The sequence below is a fragment of the Novosphingobium huizhouense genome, from assembly GCF_020179475.1.
In the GTDB taxonomy this organism is placed as follows: domain Bacteria; phylum Pseudomonadota; class Alphaproteobacteria; order Sphingomonadales; family Sphingomonadaceae; genus Novosphingobium; species Novosphingobium huizhouense.
Window position 1 is genome coordinate 21,545 of record NZ_JAILXZ010000004.1, and the last position, 18,715, is coordinate 40,259.

Consider the following 18,715-nt stretch of genomic DNA (forward strand, 5'->3'; position numbering starts at 1 on the left):
CCGACCGAGGCCCGAATCAACAGCGCCGGGGGGACGCGTGGCCAAGACCAGTGAAGCGATCGTGATCCGGGCCCACGGCGGCCCGGAGGTTCTGCGGCTCGAGACCGTGTCGGTCGGCGATCCGGGGCCGGGCCAGGTCCTGCTCCGCCAGGAAGCGGTCTCGGTCAACTTCCACGACGTCTATGTCCGCTCCGGCGCCTACCGCACGCTGGCGCTGCCCGGCACGCCAGGGCTCGAGGCGGTCGGCGTTATCGAGGCGCTGGGCGAGGGCGTGAGCGACCTCGCGGTGGGCCAGCGGGTCGCCTATATCGACAAGGGCTATGGCGCCTATGCCGCCGCCCGGGTGCTCGACGCCGCGCTCGCCGCGCCGGTGCCCGATGGCGTCGAACCCGGCGTGGCGACGGCGTGGTTCCTCAAGGGCCTGACCGCGCAGGCGCTGGTCGACGAAGTCGAGCCGGTGCGCGCAGGGATGACCGTGCTGGCCCAGGCCGCGGCGGGCGGGGTCGGCCAACTCGTCGCGCGCATGGCGAAGTTGCGCGGCGCAACTGTCATCGGCACCGTCGGCTCGCCCGAAAAGGTCGCGGTGGCGAAGGCCGCGGGTTGCGACCACGTGATCCTCTACCGCGAGGAAGACGTCGCGGCGCGGGTCGCCGAGCTCACCGGCGGCGGCGGAGTCGACGTGGCGTTCGACGCGGTGGGCAAGGACAGCTTCGAAGGCTCGCTGGCGAGCCTCGCCACCCTCGGCCATCTGGTCCACTACGGGCAGGCCTCGGGGCCGATCCCGCCGTTCGACCTGTCGCGGCTCGGCGCAAGGTCGGCCAAGGTCTCGCGCCCGTTCCTGTGGCCCTATATCCAGCCGCGCTCGAAGCTGCTGTCGGCGTCGGAGCGCCTGTTTTCGGCAATGGCGCGCGGCGACCTGCCGCTCTCGCTCGGCGGGCGCTTTGCGCTGGCGCAGGCGGCCGACGCCCATGCCGCGCTCGAAGCGCGCGCGGCCGGGCCCTTCGTGCTCGACTGCTGAGCGCTCAGGCGCCGGATTCGGCGGCGATCAGGATCACGAACAGCATCAGCGCGATGCACGCGAAGACCGACAGCGCGAAGGTCCGCACGATCCCGCCGAAGCGCGAGGTGCCGTAGGCGCCGCGCAGCTGGCGGTACATGTGGAACGGCGGCACGAACACGAGCACCGCGATCGCCCCTTCGAGCGGAGTCACGCTCAGCAGCATGATCGTCACCCCGAGCAGCGTCATGAAGCCCAGCGAATACGTGACGAACACGGTGTGGTCGTAGAGGTGGAAGCGGCGGCTGAACGGGAATAGCAGCCACAGGAACGGCACCGAGATCGGGATCAGCGCCCAGCTGTACTTGTAGGCATAGTTCTGCGCCTTGTAGGCGACCAGCGCGGGGTTCGCCTTGAACTTCTTGATCGCCGCGTTGACCGCGCCGATGTCGCTCTGCAGGTTGCTATCGATTTCCGGGCCCGAGGAGTTGGAGCGCACCTCGCGCACGATTTCGAGCCCGGTCTGCTGCGCGTCGATCTGCTGGTCGATGGCGTCGGTGTCGGCGCCCTTGCTCTGCAGGCGGTCGCGCTCGGCCTCGAGCGCGGCGATCTTCTGCTCGATCTTGCGTTCGGCCTTCGCCGCATCGGCGGCGTTCGTCGGCACGCCGGCGAAGTTCGTTTCGCCAGCGGTCTGGTGATAGACGGCAAAGGCGAGGAACACGCTGAACAGGAACAGCGCCAGCGGCGAGACGAAGCGCGCGCGCTGCCCGTCGATGTAGCGGCGGGTCAGCTCGCCCGGACGCCACACCAGCATCGGCAGGGTGCGCCAGATCTTGCCCTCGAAGTGGAAAACTCCGTGGAGAAGGTCGTGGAAAAACGCGCCGAGCGTGCGATGCACGTGCGCCGCCTGGCCGCAGGCGTGGCAGTAGCTGCCCACCAGCGGCGTCGCGCAATTGAGGCAGGCGGTCTCGTGCGTGTGGCCCGGGTCCTGCGCCGAAGCGTGTTCCCCGGCGTGCGGCTCGACCGTGCGGGCCTTGAGCGCGCCTTCCACCACGTCGCCGATTGCCTGTGCGTCGCTCATGCCCATTCCCCAACGGTCCTGCTTGCGGCATAGCCAAGCTTGCTGCGCGGGACTACCGCCTGCGCGACGATGGGGAGATAAAAAGGATGCGGTCGAAACGAGCTGCCCTGGTTGCCGCAGCGGTGCTTGCAGGATTTGGGCCCGGCGTTGCCGCCGCGCAGACCGGCGCGATGTCGGTGGCGACGTTCCTCGCCAAGGCCGATGCGCTGCGCGCGCGCGGGCCGTTCGCGCTGATGAGCGCGGACTACAAGCTGCTCAAGGCCGAGGTGACCGGCGCGGCGCAGGCCTATCGCGCCCGGCTCAAGGGCGAGCAGGCCGCGGGCCGGCCCAGCTCCTGCCCGCCGCCCAAGGCGCCGTTCAACAGCGATGACGTCATGGCGCAGATGCGCAGCTATCCGCCGGCGAGCCGCGGGCAGACCAGCGTCGCCACCGCGGTCGCCGACCTGTTCCTCGCGCGCTATCCCTGCAAAGGGCGCTGAGGGGGCGCTGACGGGACGCCCAGGGGCGCCGTGTGGGGGCGCGCTTTACGGTGAATTAACCTTGTCCGGGCAGGGATGGGGCCGGGCCATGAGGAGGGCGCGCGGGTGTTCGGGCGAGTTGACCAGTCGGGCGCTGCCGCCGCCGTGGCGACGTTCGGCCGCGCGCGCCCGGGCCCGGGCGGCGCGCCTTCGCACCCGGTGCGCCAGCGCCTGCCGCTCGCCGTGGTCGAGCCGGAATCGGAAACGCCTCCTGCCGCGCCCCAGCCCCGTCTTGCGTCGCGCCTTGCCGGCCATCCGCTCGTCCTTCGCTGGGACGCGCTGCGGCGTTCGATGGAGGCGCGCGCGAGCCGGCTCGATCTCGCCCCCGATCTTGCCGAGGACGTCGGCAGCGCGCGGTGGTTTCGCGGGCTTGCGACGTTCCTGTCGCTGACCCTGCTCGCCGCGGCGTTCTGGCCCGATTTCGCTCCGCTCGAAGCCGCGCCGTTGGTCCGCCTCGACGACGGCGCGCGCGCCGAATTCGCGGCGCAGGCGCTGACGCCAGCGCGGCGCGGCGCAACCGGCGGCCGTCACTTCGCCGCCGCGCCCGAGCTGGTGCTGCGGCTCGATGCGGCGGTGGAGCGCCCGGAAATCCGCCTTGCCGCGATGCTGGGCGAAAACGACACCGTGCTGCGCATGCTGCAGCGCGCCGGGATCGGGCAGGGCGATGCGGCGCAGGCCGCCGCGCTGATCGGCGGCGCGGTGCCGCTCGATTCGATCGCGCCCGGCACCCGCTTCGACCTCGTCCTCGGCGCACGGTCGAGCCCGGTGCAGCCGCGCCCGCTCGAGGCGATCAAGGTGCGCCCGCGCTTCGATCTCGCGCTGGCGGTGGAGCGGGCAGGGGGCGTGCTCGGCCTGAAGCGCGCGCCGATCGCGGTCGATACGCGGCCGCTGCGGGTCCAGGGCCTGGTCGGGGCGAGCCTCTACCGCTCCGCCCGCGCCGCGGGCGCGCCGCCCGAAACGGTGCAGGACTACCTCCGCGCGGTGGACGAAGTGCTGCCGTTCGAGGAGATTCTGCCCAGCGACGAGTTCGATTTCGTGGTCAGCTACAAGCGCGCGGCCGATGGCGAGGGCCAGGCCGGCGACCTCCAGTATGCGGCGATCCTGCGCGATGGACGCCCGCGGCTGCAACTGCTGCGCTGGGGCAACGACGGCGCGTTCCAGTCGCTCGACGCGCTGACCGGCGCGCAGGGCGCGAACGACGACGGTGCGCTGCTGACGCCAGTCGCGGGGCACGTCACCTCGGGCTTCGGGCTGCGCCGCCACCCCATCCTCGGCTTCGTGCGGATGCACGCCGGGATCGACTTCGCCGCCGCGTGGGGCTCGCCGATCTACGCCGCGACCGACGGGCGGGTGAGCTTCGCCGGCTGGCACGGCGGGCACGGCAACTACGTCCGGCTCGACCACGGCGGCGGCATCGGCACCGGCTATGGCCACATGAGCCGCATCGCGGTGGTGCCGGGCATGACTGTGCGGCGCGGACAGGTGATCGGCTATGTCGGCTCGACCGGCCTGTCGACCGGCCCGCACCTCCACTACGAGCTCTATCGCGGCGGGCAGGTGGTCGATCCCGCCTCGGTGCGCTTCCTCGCGCGGCGGCAGGCGGCCGACCCCGGCCAGATCGCAGCGTTCAAGGCGCGGCTGGCGCAGATGACCGCGCTGCGCGCCAACGTCGCGCTGCGCTGATCGCGGTGCGGTTGCAGCAGGTGCAACCGGCGATCGCAAATCGCAAGGCGACCGGGTAGCGGCCCGGTTGCGGGGTGGGGCCGAGCCGCCTAGACAGGCGCGCATGAGCTCCTATCCGATGATCCGCCTTCGCCGTACCCGCGCCAGCGCCTGGAGCCGGGCGCTCCATCGCGAAGTGCAGGTGACGCCAGCCGACCTGATTTGGCCGCTGTTCGTGACCGAAGGCACCGGCGTCGAGGACCCGATCGCCTCGCTGCCCGGCGTCTCGCGCTGGTCGGTCGACGGCATCGTCGCGCGGGCGAAGGATGCGGTCGCGGCAGGCATTCCCTGCCTCGCGCTGTTCCCGAACACCCAGCCCGAGCGGCGCAGCGAGGACGGGCGCGAGGCACTCAATCCCGACAACCTGATGTGCCGCGCGATCCGCGCGATCAAGGACGCCTGCGGCGACGAGATCGGCGTGCTGACCGACGTCGCGCTCGATCCCTATACCAGCCACGGCCAGGACGGGCTGATCGACGCGGCGGGCTATGTGCTCAACGACGCCACGGTCGAGGTGCTGGTCGGGCAGAGCCTCAACCAGGCGGCCGCCGGGGCTGACGTCATCGCGCCGTCGGACATGATGGACGGCCGCATCGCGGCGATCCGCGCGGCCCTCGAAGGCGAGGGCCACCACAACGTCCAGATCATGTCCTATGCCGCCAAGTACGCCTCTGCCTTCTATGGCCCGTTCCGCGATGCGGTGGGCTCGCGCGGGCTGCTCAAGGGCGACAAGAAGACCTACCAGATGGACCCGGGCAATGCCGAGGAAGCGCTGCGCGAGGTCGAGCTCGACCTTGCCGAAGGCGCCGACAGCGTGATGGTCAAGCCGGGGCTGCCCTATCTCGACATCGTGGCCCGCGTGAAGCAGGCCTTCGGCGTGCCGGTCTTCGCCTACCAGGTGAGCGGCGAATACGCGATGATCGAGGCGGCGGTGGCGGCGGGCGCGGCGGATCGCGACGCGATGGTGCTGGAAACGCTGCTCGCCTTCAAGCGCGCCGGCTGCTCGGGCGTGCTCACCTACCACGCGCTCCATGCGGCGCGGCTGCTGGGCGCGTGATCGAAACGCCGCGCCTGCGCCTGCGGCCCTGGCGCGAGGCTGACGTCACGCCCTTTGCCGCGATCTGCGCCGACCCGGTGGTCATGGCGACGCTCGGTCCGGTGATGTCGCTGGCCGAAACGCAGGCGCTGGTCGAGCGCTGCATGGCGATGCAGGCGCGCGACGGGCACTGCTTCTGGGCGCTGGAGCGGCGCGAGGACGACCGGCTGATCGGGTGGTGCGGCGTCATCCGCGGCACGGTCGGGCCGATCGAGGGCCGGGCCGAGATCGGCTGGCGGCTCGCCTCGGACTGCTGGGGTCACGGCTATGCGAGCGAGGCCGCGCGCGCCACCGTCGACTGGGTCTTCGCCCATCTGCCGGACCCCGACGTCTGGGCGATCACCCATGCCGGCAACCGGCGCAGCCGCGCGGTGATGGAGCGGCTCGGCATGGCCTACCGGGCGGGGCTCGATTTCGACCACCCCCGGCTCGCCGCAGACGACCCGCTGCTGCGCCACGTGACCTATGCCCTTGGGCGCGAGGACTGGCCTGTTGGCGCGGCCGAAGGTTGAGCTGCCCCGGGCCGAGGTCCTGCGCGCGCTGATCGACGCAGAGGGACGGCTGGCGGTGCGGGTCACGCCGAGGGCCAGAAGCGAAGGCATCGCCATCGAGGGCGCGCGCGTCGCGGTGAAAGTGCGCGCCAAGCCCGAGGACGGCAAGGCGACCGCGGCGGTCTGCGCACTGGTCGCGCAAGCGCTGGAAGTTGCGCCGTCGAATGTCGAGTTGTTGCGCGGCGCAACTTCGCGCGAAAAGTTGTTGCGGATACGCTGAGGGGCGGCGCTAGCCCTCGTCGGCGGGCAGGACGAGGGCGACCGGCACCAGCGCCAGCGCCCAGGCGGTCGCGATCCACAGGCAGGCGGCGGGCACCCGGTCCTGCGCGAAGGCTCCGGAGACGGCGCCGGCCATCAGTCCCGCCCACAGCAGCGCCCAGTTCCACCACCCCGGGCGCGCCTGCCTGGCGATGCGTTGCGCCAGGCCCTGGCCCAGCTTGACCAGCGCGCCGGTCATGTAGGTGAGACCGATCGAGACTTCGCCGTCGCGCTGGAACATGTTGTTGATCGCCCCCATGGCAAGGACCGTCGCCAGCAGCATCGGCCCCGGCGTGGCTGCCATGCGGGCAAGCGCGGCGAGGGCGAGGAGCAGCGTTACCGCCAGCAGCAGCACGGCGCGGCGGCGGCGCCCGGCGCGCAGCGAGAGCAGCGCGCCGCCGGCGACGCCGAGCACGAAGCCGGCGATCAGCAGCGCGGGCAGCAGCGCGTGCGCCGGATCGACCGCCAGCGACACCGCCAATCGCGTGGTGTTGCCCGACATGAACGAGAGGAAGTAGCCGCCCGCCGACAGGAACCCGACCGCATCGACGAACCCTGCCAGCGCGGCAAGCGCGATGGCGAAGCGGCGGCGGGCGCGGTCACGGGGCAGCATGACGCCAGCCTTATCGCGCGCACCCCCTGGCGTCATCCCCGGACCGATCCGGTTCCGCAGGTGTTCGCCCGCAGTGGCGCCGCGTCGCGCCGAGGTTCCCGCCCGCCCCGGGCGCCTAGCCCCGTTCGGTGCCCCGGCCCATGCCGTGCGCCATCCGGGCGAGGACATCGGCCATCGCCTCGGCGACGTCGCGGTCGGCGACCGGAGCCTGCGCGATCGCGCGGCGCATCGCGTCGGCCCACTGGCCGGCGGTGCGGTGGTCGATCGGGAAGGGCGCATGCATCGAGACCATGCACTTGCCCGGATTGGCCTCGAACCAGTCGCGCGGGCCGCCCGCCCATCCGGCGAGGAACGAGGGCAGCGCCGCGCGCATCGGCGCGAGGTCCGCGGCATGTATCGCGCGCAATTCGGCATAGGCCGGGTCGGCCTCCATCAGGTCGTAGAACCGGTCGGCGATCGCCTGCATCGCGGGCCTGCCGCCGATCCGCTCGAACGGGCTGGGCAAGGGGGCGGGCGTCGCTTCGGTCTCGCTCAAGGTCGTGGCTTTCGAGTGGGGAAGGTCGCGACGATCTAGGCGCTCGCGGCGGCGGCCGACTTGATCGCGATCAACGACGACGGGCGCTCACGCCGGGTCGGCGATCATCGCCTTCAACGTCTCGAGGCGATCCGCCTCGCGCGCGGGCTTGTCGATGCGGATGCGGTTGATCCGGGGAAAGCGCATGGCGACGCCCGACTTGTGCCGCTTGCTCGCGTGGACCGAATCGAACGCGACTTCGAAGACCAGCGACTTGTCGGTCTCGCGCACCGGGCCGAAGCGCGCGACGGTGTGGTTGCGGACGTAGGAATCGAGCCATTTCAGCTCGGCGTCGGTGAAGCCGAAATAGGCCTTGCCCACCGGCAGCAGCTCGGCGCCGCCCGATCCGTCGGCGTCGGCCTCGCCGGCCCAGCAGCCGAAGGTGAAGTCCGAATAGAACGACGAGCGCTTGCCCGAGCCGCGCTGCGCATACATCAGCACGCAATCGACCAGCAGCGGATCGCGCTTCCACTTGTACCACAGCCCGGTGCGGCGGCCGGCGACGTAGGGCGAATCGCGCCGCTTGAGCATGACGCCTTCGATCGCGGCGTCGCGGGCGCCGGCGCGGATTTCGGCGAGGTCGTCCATGTCGCTGGCGGCAATCACCTGCGACAGGTCGAAGCGTTCGGGATCGAGCCTGGGCACCAGCGCCTCGAGCCGCGCGCGGCGCTGCTCCCAGGCCCACTCGCGCAAGTCCTCGCCCTCGTCGATCAGCAGGTCGTAGAGGCGGACGAAGGCGGGATAGTCGCCCTGCATCTTCGCCGACGGCGCCTTGCGGCCGAGGCGCTGCTGCAACGCGTTGAAGCTCGCCGCGCCGCCTTCCTCGCCCCCCTGGTGGGTTCCGCGCACCAGCAGTTCGCCATCGAGGACGGCGGGGATCGTCAGCGCAGCGGCAATCTCCGGGAAGCTGCCCGATATGTCGTCGCCGCCGCGCGAATAGACCCGCGTTTCGCCGTTCACGTGGACGAGCTGGACGCGGATCCCGTCCCATTTCCATTCGGCGGCATAGTCGGACAGGCTGACCTGCGCGCCGTCCTCGAGCGGATGGGCCAGCATGAACGGGCGGAACAGCGGGAGCAGGTCGGTGCGCGGCGGGGGCGCGTCGCCGGCGCCCCAGGCGAACAGCGGCAGGTAGGGCGCGACCTGGCCGTGCCAGTATTCCTCGACCTCGTCGACGCTGACGTCAAAGGCCTGGGCAAAGGCGACTTTGGCAAGTCGCGCGGAAATGCCGATGCGCATCGCGCCGGTCGCCAGCTTGAGCAGGGCGTAGCGGCCATTGGCGTCAAGCCGGTCGAGCAGGCCGGCGAGCAGCGCGGGCGCGGTGGCGCGGGTGGCGTGGTGGAGCGTCTCGACCACTTCGGCGACGCTCGGCGGCGGCGCGGGGCGGCCGGGGGGCTCGGGCCAGAGCAGGCTGGCGGTTTCGGCCGTGTCCCCCACGTAGTCGCGCGAAAGCGCCCAGAGCACTTCGTCGACCCGCTCCGCCATCAGCGCGCGAACCGTACCCGCCTTGACCGCGGGGAAGTTCAGCCCGTCGGTCATCGCCGCCAGCGCCCAGCCGCGGTCGGGATCGGGCGTCTCGCGCAAGTAGCGCGCGATCAGCGCCAGCTTGCCGTTGCGGCTGCGGGTATAGACGAGCGCGTCGATCAGGGCGGCAAAGCGCTCCATCAGTCTTCCTCATCCTCGTAGCCGACCAGCGCCAGCGCGCGGGCGCGGCGCTGATTGAGCTGGCACCAGCGCAGCAGGGCTTCCTCGCGGCCGTGGGTGATCCAGGTCTCGGCGGGGTTCACTTCCGCGATCGTCGCGGTCAGCTCGTCCCAGTCGGCATGGTCGGAGATGACCAGCGGCAGCTCGACATTACGCTGCCGCGCGCGCTGGCGCACGCGCATCCAGCCCGATGCCATGGCCGTGATCGGATCGGGCAGGCGGCGGCTCCAGCGGTCGTTCAGGGCCGAGGGCGGGCAGACCACGATCTGCCCTTCGAGCGCGCCCTTGGGCACGCCCGCCACGGCGCGCAGCTCGCCGAGGTCGACCCCATGCTCCTCGTAAAGCCGGCACATCCGCTCCATCGCGCCGTGGAGGTAGATCGGCGGGGTGTAGCCATGTGCGCGCAGCTCGGCGATCAGGCGCTGCGCCTTGCCCAGCGCATAGGCGCCGACGAGCACGCAACGCTCCGGATTCGTCGCCAGCGCGTCGGTCAACCGGGCGATCTCGCCCGCGACCGGAGGGTGACGGAACACCGGCAGGCCGAAGGTCGCCTCGGTGATGAACACGTCGCACGGCACCGGCTCGAACGGCGGGCAGGTCGGGTCGGGCCGCCGCTTGTAGTCGCCGGTCACGACGACCCGCTCGCCGACGTGCTCGAGCAGGATCTGCGCCGAGCCGAGCACGTGGCCGGCGGGCACGAATGTCGCAGTCACGCCTCCGGCAAGGCGCAAGGTCTCGCCATAGGCAACCGGCGCCGCGCGCACCTCGTTGGCGGCTTCCACGCCGTAGCGCAATTGCATGATGGCCAGCGTTTCCGGGGTGGCGACGGTGCGGCCGTGGCCGCCGCGGGCATGGTCGGCATGGCCGTGGGTGACGAGCGCGGTGGCGACGGGGCGCGCGGGGTCGATCCAGGCATCGGCCGGCACCACGTGGATGCCGTGCGGCTCGGGCCTGATCCACGCGAAGTCTGCTGCCATGGTCCCAGCAATGGCTGCGCGCGGCGATTCGTTCCAGAGGTCCCTCGGGGCCGGTCGCGCCGGATCGGACCGGTTGGGTGCGGACCCGTTCGGGACAGGACGCGTTCAGGAAGCACGACTATCGTGCGTTCCGCTGATCCGCCTGCCCCGGAGACGACGACCATGTCCTCATCGCGCGCCGCCGCGCTGCTCGCCATCGCGCTTTGCGCCCTGTCGCTCGGCGGCTGCAAGCAGAAGCAGACCGGACCCGACGTCGCCGCGAGCGAGACCGCGCCGGTGGTTGCGCCGGCCATGCCCCCCGTCACCGCAGTGCCGCGCAGCGCGCATCCGATGGCGGACTTCGCCGCCCTCGACCGCGACCACGACGGCCGCATCGCTTCGGCCGAGCATGCGCAGGCCGCGCAGGCGCTGTTCGAGATGGTCGACATGCAGCACGACGGCAACCTCGGGCTCGACGAGCTCAAGGCCGGCGCCGCGGCGCTCGCCGACATCGATGGCGTCACCCCCGAACGGCTGCTGGCGATCGCCGATGCCGATCACGACGGCAAGCTGACCCTGTCCGAATGGATGGCCTTCGCCAATGCCCGTTTCGGCCTGCTCGACCGCAACGGCGACAACTTCGTCGACCGCGCCGAGTGGGACGCGCCGCACCCGCCGCTGCCGCCGGTCGGCGGATAGCCAACGAAAAAGGGCGGTGCCGACGACACCGCCCCTGTTCGATGACTTCAGGTCGTGAAGCTCACGCCTCGTCGGCGTTGGGCTCCTCGGCCGCAGCGTCGCCGCCCTTGCCGCGCTTCGCCTTCTTCTTGACCAGCTTGGGCGCGGCTGGCGTCAGTTCGAAGGAAAGGCCCTCGTCCTCGCCCTTGAGGCTGACGTGGACTTCGCCGCCATTGGCGAGCTTGCCGAACAGCAGCTCCTCGGCGAGCGGCTTCTTGACCCGCTCCTGGATCACGCGGGCCATCGGCCGCGCGCCGTAGAGCTTGTCGTAGCCGCGCTTGGCGAGCCAGGCGCGCGCATCGCTGTCGAACTGAATGTGGACGTTCTGTTCGGCCAGCTGCAGTTCCAGCTGGAGGATGAACTTGTCCACGACCCGGCTGACGACTTCGGGCGGCAGGTAGCCGAACGGCACGATCGCATCGAGCCGGTTGCGGAATTCGGGGGTGAACATCTTCTTCACCGCCTCGTCGCCCGCGTCGGCCTTCGACACGTCGCCAAACCCGATGCCCTGGCGGGCCATGTCCGAAGCGCCTGCATTGGTGGTCATGATCAGGACCACGTTGCGGAAATCGACGGTCTTGCCGTGGTGGTCGGTCAGGCGGCCGTTGTCCATCACCTGCAGCAGGATGTTGAACAGATCGGGGTGCGCCTTTTCGATTTCATCGAGAAGCAGCACGCAGTGCGGCTGCTGGTCGATGGCATCGGTGAGCAGGCCGCCCTGGTCGAAGCCGACATAGCCCGGAGGCGCACCGATCAGGCGGCTGACCGAGTGGCGCTCCATGTATTCGGACATGTCGAAGCGCTGCAGCGGGATGCCCATGATCTGGGCGAGGCTGCGCGCGACTTCGGTCTTGCCGACGCCGGTGGGGCCGGAAAACAGGAACGAGCCGATCGGCTTGTCCGGATCGCGCAGTCCTGCGCGGCTCAGCTTCATTGCCGAAGACAGCACCTCGATCGCCTTGTCCTGCCCGAACACGAGGCGCTTGAGGTCGCGCTCGAGGTGTTCGAGCACCTTCTTGTCGTCGGAGCTGACCGACTTGGGCGGGATGCGCGCCATCGTCGCGATCACGGCCTCGATCTCGCGCGCGGTGATGGTCTTCTTGCGCTTGGAAGGCGGCACCAGCATCTGCATCGCGCCGACTTCGTCGATGACGTCGATCGCCTTGTCGGGCAGCTTGCGGTCGTTGATGTAGCGCGCCGAAAGCTCGACCGCGGTCTTGATCGCCTCGGGCGTGTACTTGACCTTGTGGTGCTCCTCGAACGCGGTGCGCAGACCTTTGAGGATCTTGATCGTGTCCTCGATCGTCGGTTCGTTGACGTCGATCTTCTGGAAGCGGCGCAGCAGCGCGCGGTCCTTCTCGAAGTGGTTGCGGAACTCCTTGTAGGTGGTCGAGCCGATGCAGCGGATCGTGCCGCCCGACAGCGCGGGCTTGAGCAGGTTCGAGGCGTCCATCGCCCCGCCGCTGGTGGCGCCCGCGCCGATCACGGTGTGGATCTCGTCGATGAACAGGATCGCGTGCGGCATCTTTTCGAGTTCCGAGACGACCTGCTTGAGCCGTTCCTCGAAGTCGCCGCGATAGCGCGTGCCGGCGAGCAGGCTGCCCATGTCGAGCGAGTAGATCACCGCCTCGCTCAGCACCTCGGGTACCTCGCCCTCGACGATCTTGCGCGCGAGCCCTTCCGCGATGGCGGTCTTGCCGACGCCCGGATCGCCCACGTAGAGCGGGTTGTTCTTCGAGCGGCGGCACAGGATCTGGATCGTGCGGTCGACTTCGGGGCCGCGGCCGATCAGCGGGTCGACCTTGCCGTTCAGCGCCTTCTCGTTGAGGTTGACGCAGAACTGGTCGAGCGCGGAGTCCTTCTTGGAACCCTTGGGCTCGGCCTTCTCCTCCTGCTTGGGCGCCTCTTCCTCGGCGCCCTTGGGATTGCGGCTGTCGACCTGGCGGCCGCCCTTGCCGATGCCGTGGCTGATATAGCTGACCGCGTCGAGCCGGCTCATGTCCTGCTGCTGCAGGAAGTAGACGGCGTAGCTGTCGCGCTCGGAGAACAGCGCGACGAGCACGTTGGCGCCGGTCACGGTGTCCTTGCCGCTCGACTGCACGTGGAGGATCGCGCGCTGGATCACCCGCTGGAAGCCGGCGGTGGGCTGCGGGTCGGCCTTGTCCTGCGTCTTGAGCGACTGGTACTCCTGGTCGAGGTACTGGCGCACCACGTCGCCCAGGTCGCCGAGATCCACGCCGCAGGCCTGCATGACCTGCGCTGCGTCCGAATCGTCGATCAGCGCGAGAAGGAGATGCTCGAGAGTCGCGTATTCGTGGCTGCGCTCGGAAGCGTTACCGAGCGCGGCGTGGAGCGTCTTCTCAAGGCTCTGGGCGAAACTTGGCATAGACCTACTTTCTGGGAACGCCGGCGCGGCCGGCCTCCGGGGGGACCCCTTGCGGGAGATGAACATGCGCGTGCTTAACCGCGGCTAAACCGAGGACCTGTTCGGCAACCGATGCCGGGCAGGCAAAAGGTGTAACGGTCCGGATATGGGGATGCCGCCCGCGAAGGTGAAGGGCGGCATCCGTCATCGCGGCGATCCGTCGGGCGGCGATCGGAACAGCGCGTCCGCCGCCGCGCGATGCGCGCTTGCCCGGTCGCGATGGGCGACGGTGCGCATGATCTCGAGCTCGAGCAGCCTGATTCGTTCACCGAGTTCGTCTTGGCTCAACGGGTCGAGCGATTCGCTCGCCAGCTGGCTGGCCAGGTTCCCCGTGGGTCGCGGGCGCTCGTCGAGGTCCATTGCGGTCACAATGTGGCGCCATCCGGCTTGCTGTCAACCGGGTGCGTGGGTAGGGCGAACAAAGGGGCAGACGCAGGTCGTGACAAGGGGGTCCAGGGGTACGATGCAGCCGGTTCCGTCGACGATGACCGCCATTGGCTTCGATGCGCCCGGCGGGCCCGAAGTGCTCGTCCCCGTCACGGCCGCGGTGCCGCAGCCGGGACCGGGGCAGGTGCTGGTCAAGGTCGCCTTCGCCGGAGTCAACCGGCCCGATGTGGTCCAGCGCCAGGGCTTCTATCCGCCGCCGCCGGGCGCCTCGCCGATTCCTGGGCTTGAGATCGCGGGCCAGGTCGTCGCGCTCGGCGCCGGCGTCACCGAAGTGCTGCCCGGGCAGGCGGTCTGCGCGCTGGTCTCGGGCGGCGGCTATGCCGAGTATTGCCTGGCCGAGGCGGCGCACTGCCTGCCGGTGCCCGGCCACCTGTCGCTCGACCAGGCCGCCGCGCTGCCCGAGACGCTGTTCACCGTCTGGCACAACGTGTTCGAGCGCGGCTTTGCCCGCGAAGGGGAGACCATCCTCGTCCATGGCGGCACCAGCGGCATCGGCTCGATGGCGATCCTGCTCGGCAAGGCCTTCGGGCTGACCGTCATCGTGACCTGCGGCGGAGCCGAAAAGTGCGCCCGCGCGCTGGAGATCGGCGCGGCCCACGCGATCGACTACAAGGCGACCGATTTCGTCGAGGAAGTCGCGCGGCTGACCGGCGGGCGCGGGGTCGAGCTGGTGCTCGACATGGTCGCCGGCCACTACGTCGCGCGCAATCTCAAGTGCCTCGCCGACGACGGCCGCCACGTGACGATCGCGGTGCAGGGCGGCGTCAAGGCCGAGCTCAACATGGCCGAGGTCATGCGCCGGCGACTGACGCTGACCGGCTCGACGCTGCGCCCGCGCTCGAACGCGTTCAAGGCGCTGCTCGCGCAGGAGATCCTCGCCCACGCCTGGCCGCTGGTCGAGGAGGGCGAGCTGCGTCCGGTCATGGACCGCACCTTCCCGCTGGCCGAGGCCGCCGCGGCGCATGCGCGGATGGAAGCGGGCGACCACGTCGGCAAGATCGTCCTCGACGCAGCCGCCGGCGCCTGAAGGCGTCCTGCGCCGCCGGCGCACGGGACGCAAGAACACGGTGCAATCGCGGGTAATGCGCGGTTTTGCCTTGCCGTTGGGCCCTGCCTCGCCTACATCGTCGGTTTGACGGCCGCTCCGCGAGGGGCGGCCCTTATTGTTTCCGCTTTCCGGAGAATGCCCCGTGAGCACCCAGCCCACGCATCCGCTGATGCCGCACGCGACGGCGTCCTGGCTCGTCGACAACACCGCGCTGACCTTCGAGCAGATCGCGGAGTTCTGCGGCCTGCACATCCTCGAGGTCCAGGCCATGGCCGACGATCTCGCCGGGCAGAAGTACACCGGTCGCGACCCCGTCCACTCGGGTGAGCTGACCCAGGCCGAAATCGACCGCGGCCAGGCGAATCCGAACTACAAGCTGCGCATGCAGAAGGCGCCGCTGTCGGTCAGCCGCACCAAGGGCCCGCGCTACACGCCCGTGTCCAAGCGCCAGGACAAGCCCGACGGCATCGCCTGGATCCTGCGCAACCACCCCGAGATCTCGGACGCGCAGATCGGCAAGCTGATCGGCACCACGCGCAACACGATCGCGGCGATCCGCGATCGCAGCCACTGGAACATCGCCAACATCAACCCCAAGGATCCGGTCACGCTCGGCCTGTGCTCGCAGCGCGAACTCGATTCGCTGGTCGCCAAGGCGGCCAAGCGCGCCGGCATCGAGGAAGACGAGGCCGTCGCCGACAGCCGCCTCGGTTCGGATCGCGACGCGCTGATCGAGGAACTGCGCGCCGAGCGCGAGGCCCAGGCCCGCGCCGCTTCCGAAGCCGCCCAGGAAGCCGAGGCGCAGGCCTGGCTCGAGGCGCGCCGCGCCGAAGGCCTCTCCGACAGCTGAGCGCCGGCTCCGTCGCCCACAAGAAAGGCCGCCCCGAAAGGCGGCCTTTTTTGTTTGGCGCGGCGCGCCGGGCTCAGCCCAGCGCGATGTCGGGTGCGTCTTCCTGCTTCATGCCGACGGTGTGGTAGCCGGCATCGACATGGTGGACCTCGCCGGTCACGCCCGAGGACAGGTCCGACAGGAAGTAGAGCCCCGCCCCGCCGACATCCTCGATCGTGACGTTCCGGCGCAGCGGGCTGTTGAGCTCGTTCCACTTGAGGATGTAGCGGAAATCGCCGATCCCGCTCGCCGCCAGGGTCTTGATCGGCCCGGCCGAGATCGCGTTGACGCGCACCCCTTGCGGCCCGCAGTCGTTGGCGAGGTACTTGACGCTGGTTTCGAGCGCGGCCTTGGCGACGCCCATGACGTTGTAGTGCGGCACGACCTTTTCCGCGCCGTAGTAGGTCAGCGTCAGGATCGACCCGCCTTGCGGCATCATCGGCACCGCGCGCTGGGTGACCGCGACCAGCGAATAGGCGCTGATGTTCATCGTCATCAGGAAGTTGTCGAGCGTGGTGTCGTAGAAACGACCGCGCAGCTGGTTCTTGTCCGAATAGCCGATCGCGTGGACGATGAAGTCGATCGTCGGCCAGCGTCCTTTCAGCGTTTCGAACGCGGCATCGAGCGCGGCCATGTCCGAGACGTCGCAGTCGATCAGGAAATCGCTGCCGAGGCTCGCCGCCAGCGGACGCACGCGCTTCTCGAGCGCTTCGCCCTGGTAGGAGAAGGCGAGTTCGGCGCCTTGCTCGCTGAGCCGCTTGGCGATCCCCCAGGCCAGCGACTTGTCGTTGGCGAGGCCCATGATCAGGCCGCGCTTACCCTGCATCAATCCGGTCATGCGCTTCCTTGCGCTCCTTGTTCGTGTCCTTGCGCGCCCGCCCGGTCCGCGCGTGCGCGCGCCGCCCTCGTGCGGTCGTCGGCCTGGCCCAGCATGTCCTGCTCTTCCGGCGTTTCGGCGAGCGCGGCATTGAGTTCGGCTCCTACCACCATCCCTAAGCCGACCAGCCAGAAAAAGAAAAGCGCGATCATCACCCCGGCCAGACTTCCATAGGTCAGATCGTAGCTGAAAAGGTGGCGCAGCGCCTTGGGCAGCATCGTCGTGACGAACAGCCACCAGGCAGTGACGAACAGCGCGCCGGGCCACTTGGGATATTCCTTGCCGCGATAGGCGCCGGGCGTGAGCGAGATGAACAGCAGCCACAGCGCGCCGTAGAGCACCAGCGCGGGGGCAAAGCGCGAAAGTGCCAGCCCGCCGACCAGGTCGCCGAACTGCGGCATCCACGCGGTGATCGCCTCCTCCACCGCGCCGATCAGCACTTGCGCGGTGATCGACAGCAGGATCAGCACGACCGAGGCGATGATCAGGCCGGTCGACATCAGGCGATAGCGCCAGAAGGCGTGCGCCCAGCGCGTGCCGTAGGCGCGGCGCAGGATGTCGCGGATCGTCTCGACCAGGCTGCCCACGGTCCACAGCCCGACGAGCCCGCCGAGCCAGAGCAGCCCGCCGCTGCGCGCGTCGATCACCCCGCGCGCCACCGGATCGAGCGCATTGGCGACGACCGGCGGCAGCGCGATCAGCACGGTATTGATCGCCGCCGCGCGCTGTCCCGCCTCGCCCACCAGCGAGAACAGCGCCGCGCCGGTGATGAAGAACGGAAACAGCGCGATCAGCACCATGTAGGCGAAGTTGCCGGCGTGGATGAAGCCGTCGTTGATGACGCCGGCCCAGACCCGCTTGAGGATCTCGAACGCCCGGCTGCCCGGTCCCAGCCGCTCGCGCGCAGCGGCGAGGCCCGAATGCCGGCGCAGCGCCTCGCGCCGGCGGGCTTCGGGCGAGAGGTCGGGCACCTGGACCAGCGGCTGGGCATCGGGCGGGACGTCGACGTCCGGCACGATGGGCGCGAAGTCAGCCGGATGCGTTCCGGGGCCGGGCGCGTCGCGCAATGATCATCCTCCAAGTCGGCTGCGCGGATTGCGCCCGTCGCTCCAACCCGCGAGCCTCGCCTTGAGGTCCGCATCGTCTGCAGGAATATCGATCTGCAAAGTCACCAGCTGGTCGCCGCGCTCGCCGTCCTTGCGCGTGAAGCCCTTGCCCTTGAGCCGGAGCGTCTTGCCGCTCGAGCTGCCCGGGGCGAGCGTCAGCATGACCGCGCCGTCGACGGTCGGGACCTTGACCTTGGCCCCGCCCACCGCCTCGTCGAGCGTGATCGGCAGGTCGAGGCGGATGTTGTCGCCGTCGCGCTCGAAGAACGGGTGGCGCTGGACCTCGATCGTGACGATCGCATCGCCCGACCCGCCGGGCCCCGCCTCGCCCTTGCCGCCGAGCCGCATCTGCTGGCCGTCCTCGACCCCGGCGGGGAGCTTGAGGTCGATCGGCTTGCCGTCGGCGAGCGTGATCCGCTGCGGCGTGCGCAGCGCGGCATCGACGAAGGGAACCTGCAGGCGATAGGTCACGTTGGCGCCGCGCGGGGCGGGACCACGGCGGCCGCTGGAGAAGCCGCCGGCGCCGAAGCCGCCGCTCGCGCCGCGACCGCCGCCGAACAGGCCCTCGAAGATGTCGCCGAGGTCGATCCCTTCGGCGCCTGCCGCCTCGAACCCGCCGTCGTGGCGGAAGCCGCCCTGGTGGCCGAAGCCGCCCGCGCCGAAGCCGCCGCCCGCCCCGCCGCCGCCGAAGCCGAAGGGCGAGGTCGGATTGCCCTCGGCATCGATCTCGCCGCGGTCGAAGCGGGCGCGCTTGTCCTTGTCCGACAGCAGGTCGTAGGCGCGGGTCACTTCGGCGAAGCGCTCGGCCGCCTTGGGGTTGTCCTGGTTGCGGTCGGGGTGAAGCTCCTTGGCGAGCTTGCGATAGGCGGACTTGATGTCCTTCTCGCCCGCGTTGCGGGCCACGCCGAGAGTGGAGTAGGGGTCTGCCATGGCTTCCTAGCTAGGATTGTGGCGGGAACCCCGCAAGCCTCGGCGCCGCGCGCGCCGCGCAAAATCCGCGCCGTGCACGCAGGTGCCGGTGGCGCCCGGGGCCGGGGCCTGCCATTGACCCAGGTCACGGCGCGGCCGCACCGGCGCGCTATCGATCCGATGCCCCCCTTGCTTTCCGGGACCGC

Annotated in this window: 19 protein-coding genes; 9 read left to right on the forward strand and 10 right to left on the reverse strand. The window is 70.3% G+C overall.

Annotated elements, in window-relative coordinates; all coding sequences use genetic code 11:
• The first annotated feature begins 37 nt into the window (after positions 1-37).
• Positions 38-1,018 (forward strand): quinone oxidoreductase family protein, encoded by a 981-nt coding sequence (locus K3A85_RS15285; RefSeq protein ID WP_225207400.1) that lies wholly within the window; start codon positions 38-40, stop codon positions 1,016-1,018.
• A 4-nt stretch (positions 1,019-1,022) separates the two neighbouring features.
• Here K3A85_RS15285 and K3A85_RS15290 read toward each other — a convergent pair whose 3' ends face one another.
• A complete protein-coding gene (locus tag K3A85_RS15290; RefSeq protein WP_225207401.1) occupies positions 1,023-2,078 on the reverse strand; it encodes a DUF3667 domain-containing protein in 1,056 nt (351 codons plus the stop codon).
• A gap of 122 nt (positions 2,079-2,200) precedes the next feature.
• Between K3A85_RS15290 and K3A85_RS15295 the strand changes: the two genes are divergently transcribed.
• The 5 genes from K3A85_RS15295 (at position 2,201) to K3A85_RS15315 (ending at position 6,185) form a co-directional block, all read left to right on the forward strand.
• Positions 2,201-2,557: a hypothetical protein gene (locus tag K3A85_RS15295; protein ID WP_225207402.1), complete on the forward strand. Its 357-nt coding sequence runs from the start codon at positions 2,201-2,203 to the stop codon at positions 2,555-2,557.
• Positions 2,558-2,662: 105 nt separating this feature from the next.
• Complete coding sequence (locus K3A85_RS15300; RefSeq protein ID WP_225207403.1) at positions 2,663-4,279, forward strand: M23 family metallopeptidase; 1,617 nt, start codon at positions 2,663-2,665, stop codon at positions 4,277-4,279.
• Between the two features lie 103 nt (positions 4,280-4,382).
• On the forward strand, positions 4,383-5,375 hold the full coding sequence (hemB, locus tag K3A85_RS15305) for a porphobilinogen synthase (RefSeq protein WP_225207404.1): 993 nt from the start codon (positions 4,383-4,385) through the stop codon (positions 5,373-5,375).
• Positions 5,372-5,926 (forward strand): GNAT family N-acetyltransferase, encoded by a 555-nt coding sequence (locus K3A85_RS15310; protein WP_225207405.1) that lies wholly within the window; start codon positions 5,372-5,374, stop codon positions 5,924-5,926. Before hemB ends, K3A85_RS15310 begins: the two co-directional genes overlap by 4 nt.
• Complete coding sequence (locus K3A85_RS15315) at positions 5,907-6,185, forward strand: DUF167 domain-containing protein (RefSeq protein ID WP_225207406.1); 279 nt, start codon at positions 5,907-5,909, stop codon at positions 6,183-6,185. The genes K3A85_RS15310 and K3A85_RS15315 overlap by 20 nt, the downstream gene beginning before the upstream one ends.
• A 9-nt stretch (positions 6,186-6,194) precedes the next feature.
• Here the strand turns inward: K3A85_RS15315 and K3A85_RS15320 are convergent, their stop codons facing one another.
• The 4 genes from K3A85_RS15320 to K3A85_RS15335 all read right to left on the reverse strand — a co-directional run bounded on the left by K3A85_RS15320 (position 6,195) and on the right by K3A85_RS15335 (position 10,091).
• Positions 6,195-6,836 carry a YoaK family protein gene (locus K3A85_RS15320; protein ID WP_225207407.1) on the reverse strand — a complete coding sequence of 214 codons (642 nt, stop codon included), beginning with the start codon at positions 6,834-6,836 and terminating at the stop codon, positions 6,195-6,197.
• Positions 6,837-6,951: 115 nt separating this feature from the next.
• A complete protein-coding gene (locus K3A85_RS15325) occupies positions 6,952-7,371 on the reverse strand; it encodes a group II truncated hemoglobin (RefSeq protein WP_225207408.1) in 420 nt (139 codons plus the stop codon).
• Between the two features lie 87 nt (positions 7,372-7,458).
• Positions 7,459-9,075: a cisplatin damage response ATP-dependent DNA ligase gene (locus K3A85_RS15330; protein ID WP_225207409.1), complete on the reverse strand. Its 1,617-nt coding sequence runs from the start codon at positions 9,073-9,075 to the stop codon at positions 7,459-7,461.
• Positions 9,075-10,091, reverse strand: coding sequence for a ligase-associated DNA damage response exonuclease (locus K3A85_RS15335; protein WP_225207410.1), 1,017 nt, complete (start codon positions 10,089-10,091; stop codon positions 9,075-9,077). Before K3A85_RS15335 ends, K3A85_RS15330 begins: the two co-directional genes overlap by 1 nt.
• A 162-nt stretch (positions 10,092-10,253) precedes the next feature.
• On the opposite strand from K3A85_RS15335, the gene K3A85_RS15340 reads away from it, so the two are divergent.
• Positions 10,254-10,769: an EF-hand domain-containing protein gene (locus K3A85_RS15340; protein WP_225207411.1), complete on the forward strand. Its 516-nt coding sequence runs from the start codon at positions 10,254-10,256 to the stop codon at positions 10,767-10,769.
• Positions 10,770-10,830: 61 nt separating this feature from the next.
• On the opposite strand, the gene clpA is transcribed toward K3A85_RS15340, so the two are convergent.
• Both clpA and K3A85_RS15350 read right to left on the reverse strand, forming a co-directional pair.
• A complete protein-coding gene (gene clpA / locus K3A85_RS15345; RefSeq protein ID WP_225207412.1) occupies positions 10,831-13,194 on the reverse strand; it encodes an ATP-dependent Clp protease ATP-binding subunit ClpA in 2,364 nt (787 codons plus the stop codon).
• A 183-nt stretch (positions 13,195-13,377) separates the two neighbouring features.
• Entirely contained in the window at positions 13,378-13,593 is a 216-nt protein-coding gene (locus tag K3A85_RS15350) for a DUF1192 family protein (protein WP_225207413.1), read from the reverse strand.
• A gap of 103 nt (positions 13,594-13,696) precedes the next feature.
• On the opposite strand from K3A85_RS15350, the gene K3A85_RS15355 reads away from it, so the two are divergent.
• The gene (locus tag K3A85_RS15355; RefSeq protein WP_225207414.1) at positions 13,697-14,707 is read left to right on the forward strand and encodes an NAD(P)H-quinone oxidoreductase; all 1,011 of its coding nucleotides are present in this window, start codon (positions 13,697-13,699) and stop codon (positions 14,705-14,707) included.
• A gap of 163 nt (positions 14,708-14,870) precedes the next feature.
• A complete protein-coding gene (locus K3A85_RS15360; RefSeq protein ID WP_225207415.1) occupies positions 14,871-15,578 on the forward strand; it encodes a DUF1013 domain-containing protein in 708 nt (235 codons plus the stop codon).
• Between the two features lie 73 nt (positions 15,579-15,651).
• On the opposite strand, the gene fabI is transcribed toward K3A85_RS15360, so the two are convergent.
• From fabI to K3A85_RS15375, 3 genes are read right to left on the reverse strand one after another with little or no spacing between them, the layout of a single operon-like run.
• Positions 15,652-16,455, reverse strand: a complete 804-nt coding sequence (gene fabI / locus K3A85_RS15365) for an enoyl-ACP reductase FabI (protein ID WP_225207416.1) — start codon at positions 16,453-16,455, stop codon at positions 15,652-15,654.
• Positions 16,452-17,510 (reverse strand): YihY/virulence factor BrkB family protein, encoded by a 1,059-nt coding sequence (locus tag K3A85_RS15370; RefSeq protein ID WP_404822965.1) that lies wholly within the window; start codon positions 17,508-17,510, stop codon positions 16,452-16,454. The genes fabI and K3A85_RS15370 overlap by 4 nt, the downstream gene beginning before the upstream one ends.
• Before the next feature lie 54 nt (positions 17,511-17,564).
• On the reverse strand, positions 17,565-18,530 hold the full coding sequence (locus K3A85_RS15375; RefSeq protein WP_225207417.1) for a DnaJ C-terminal domain-containing protein: 966 nt from the start codon (positions 18,528-18,530) through the stop codon (positions 17,565-17,567).
• Positions 18,531-18,715 lie beyond the last annotated feature (185 nt).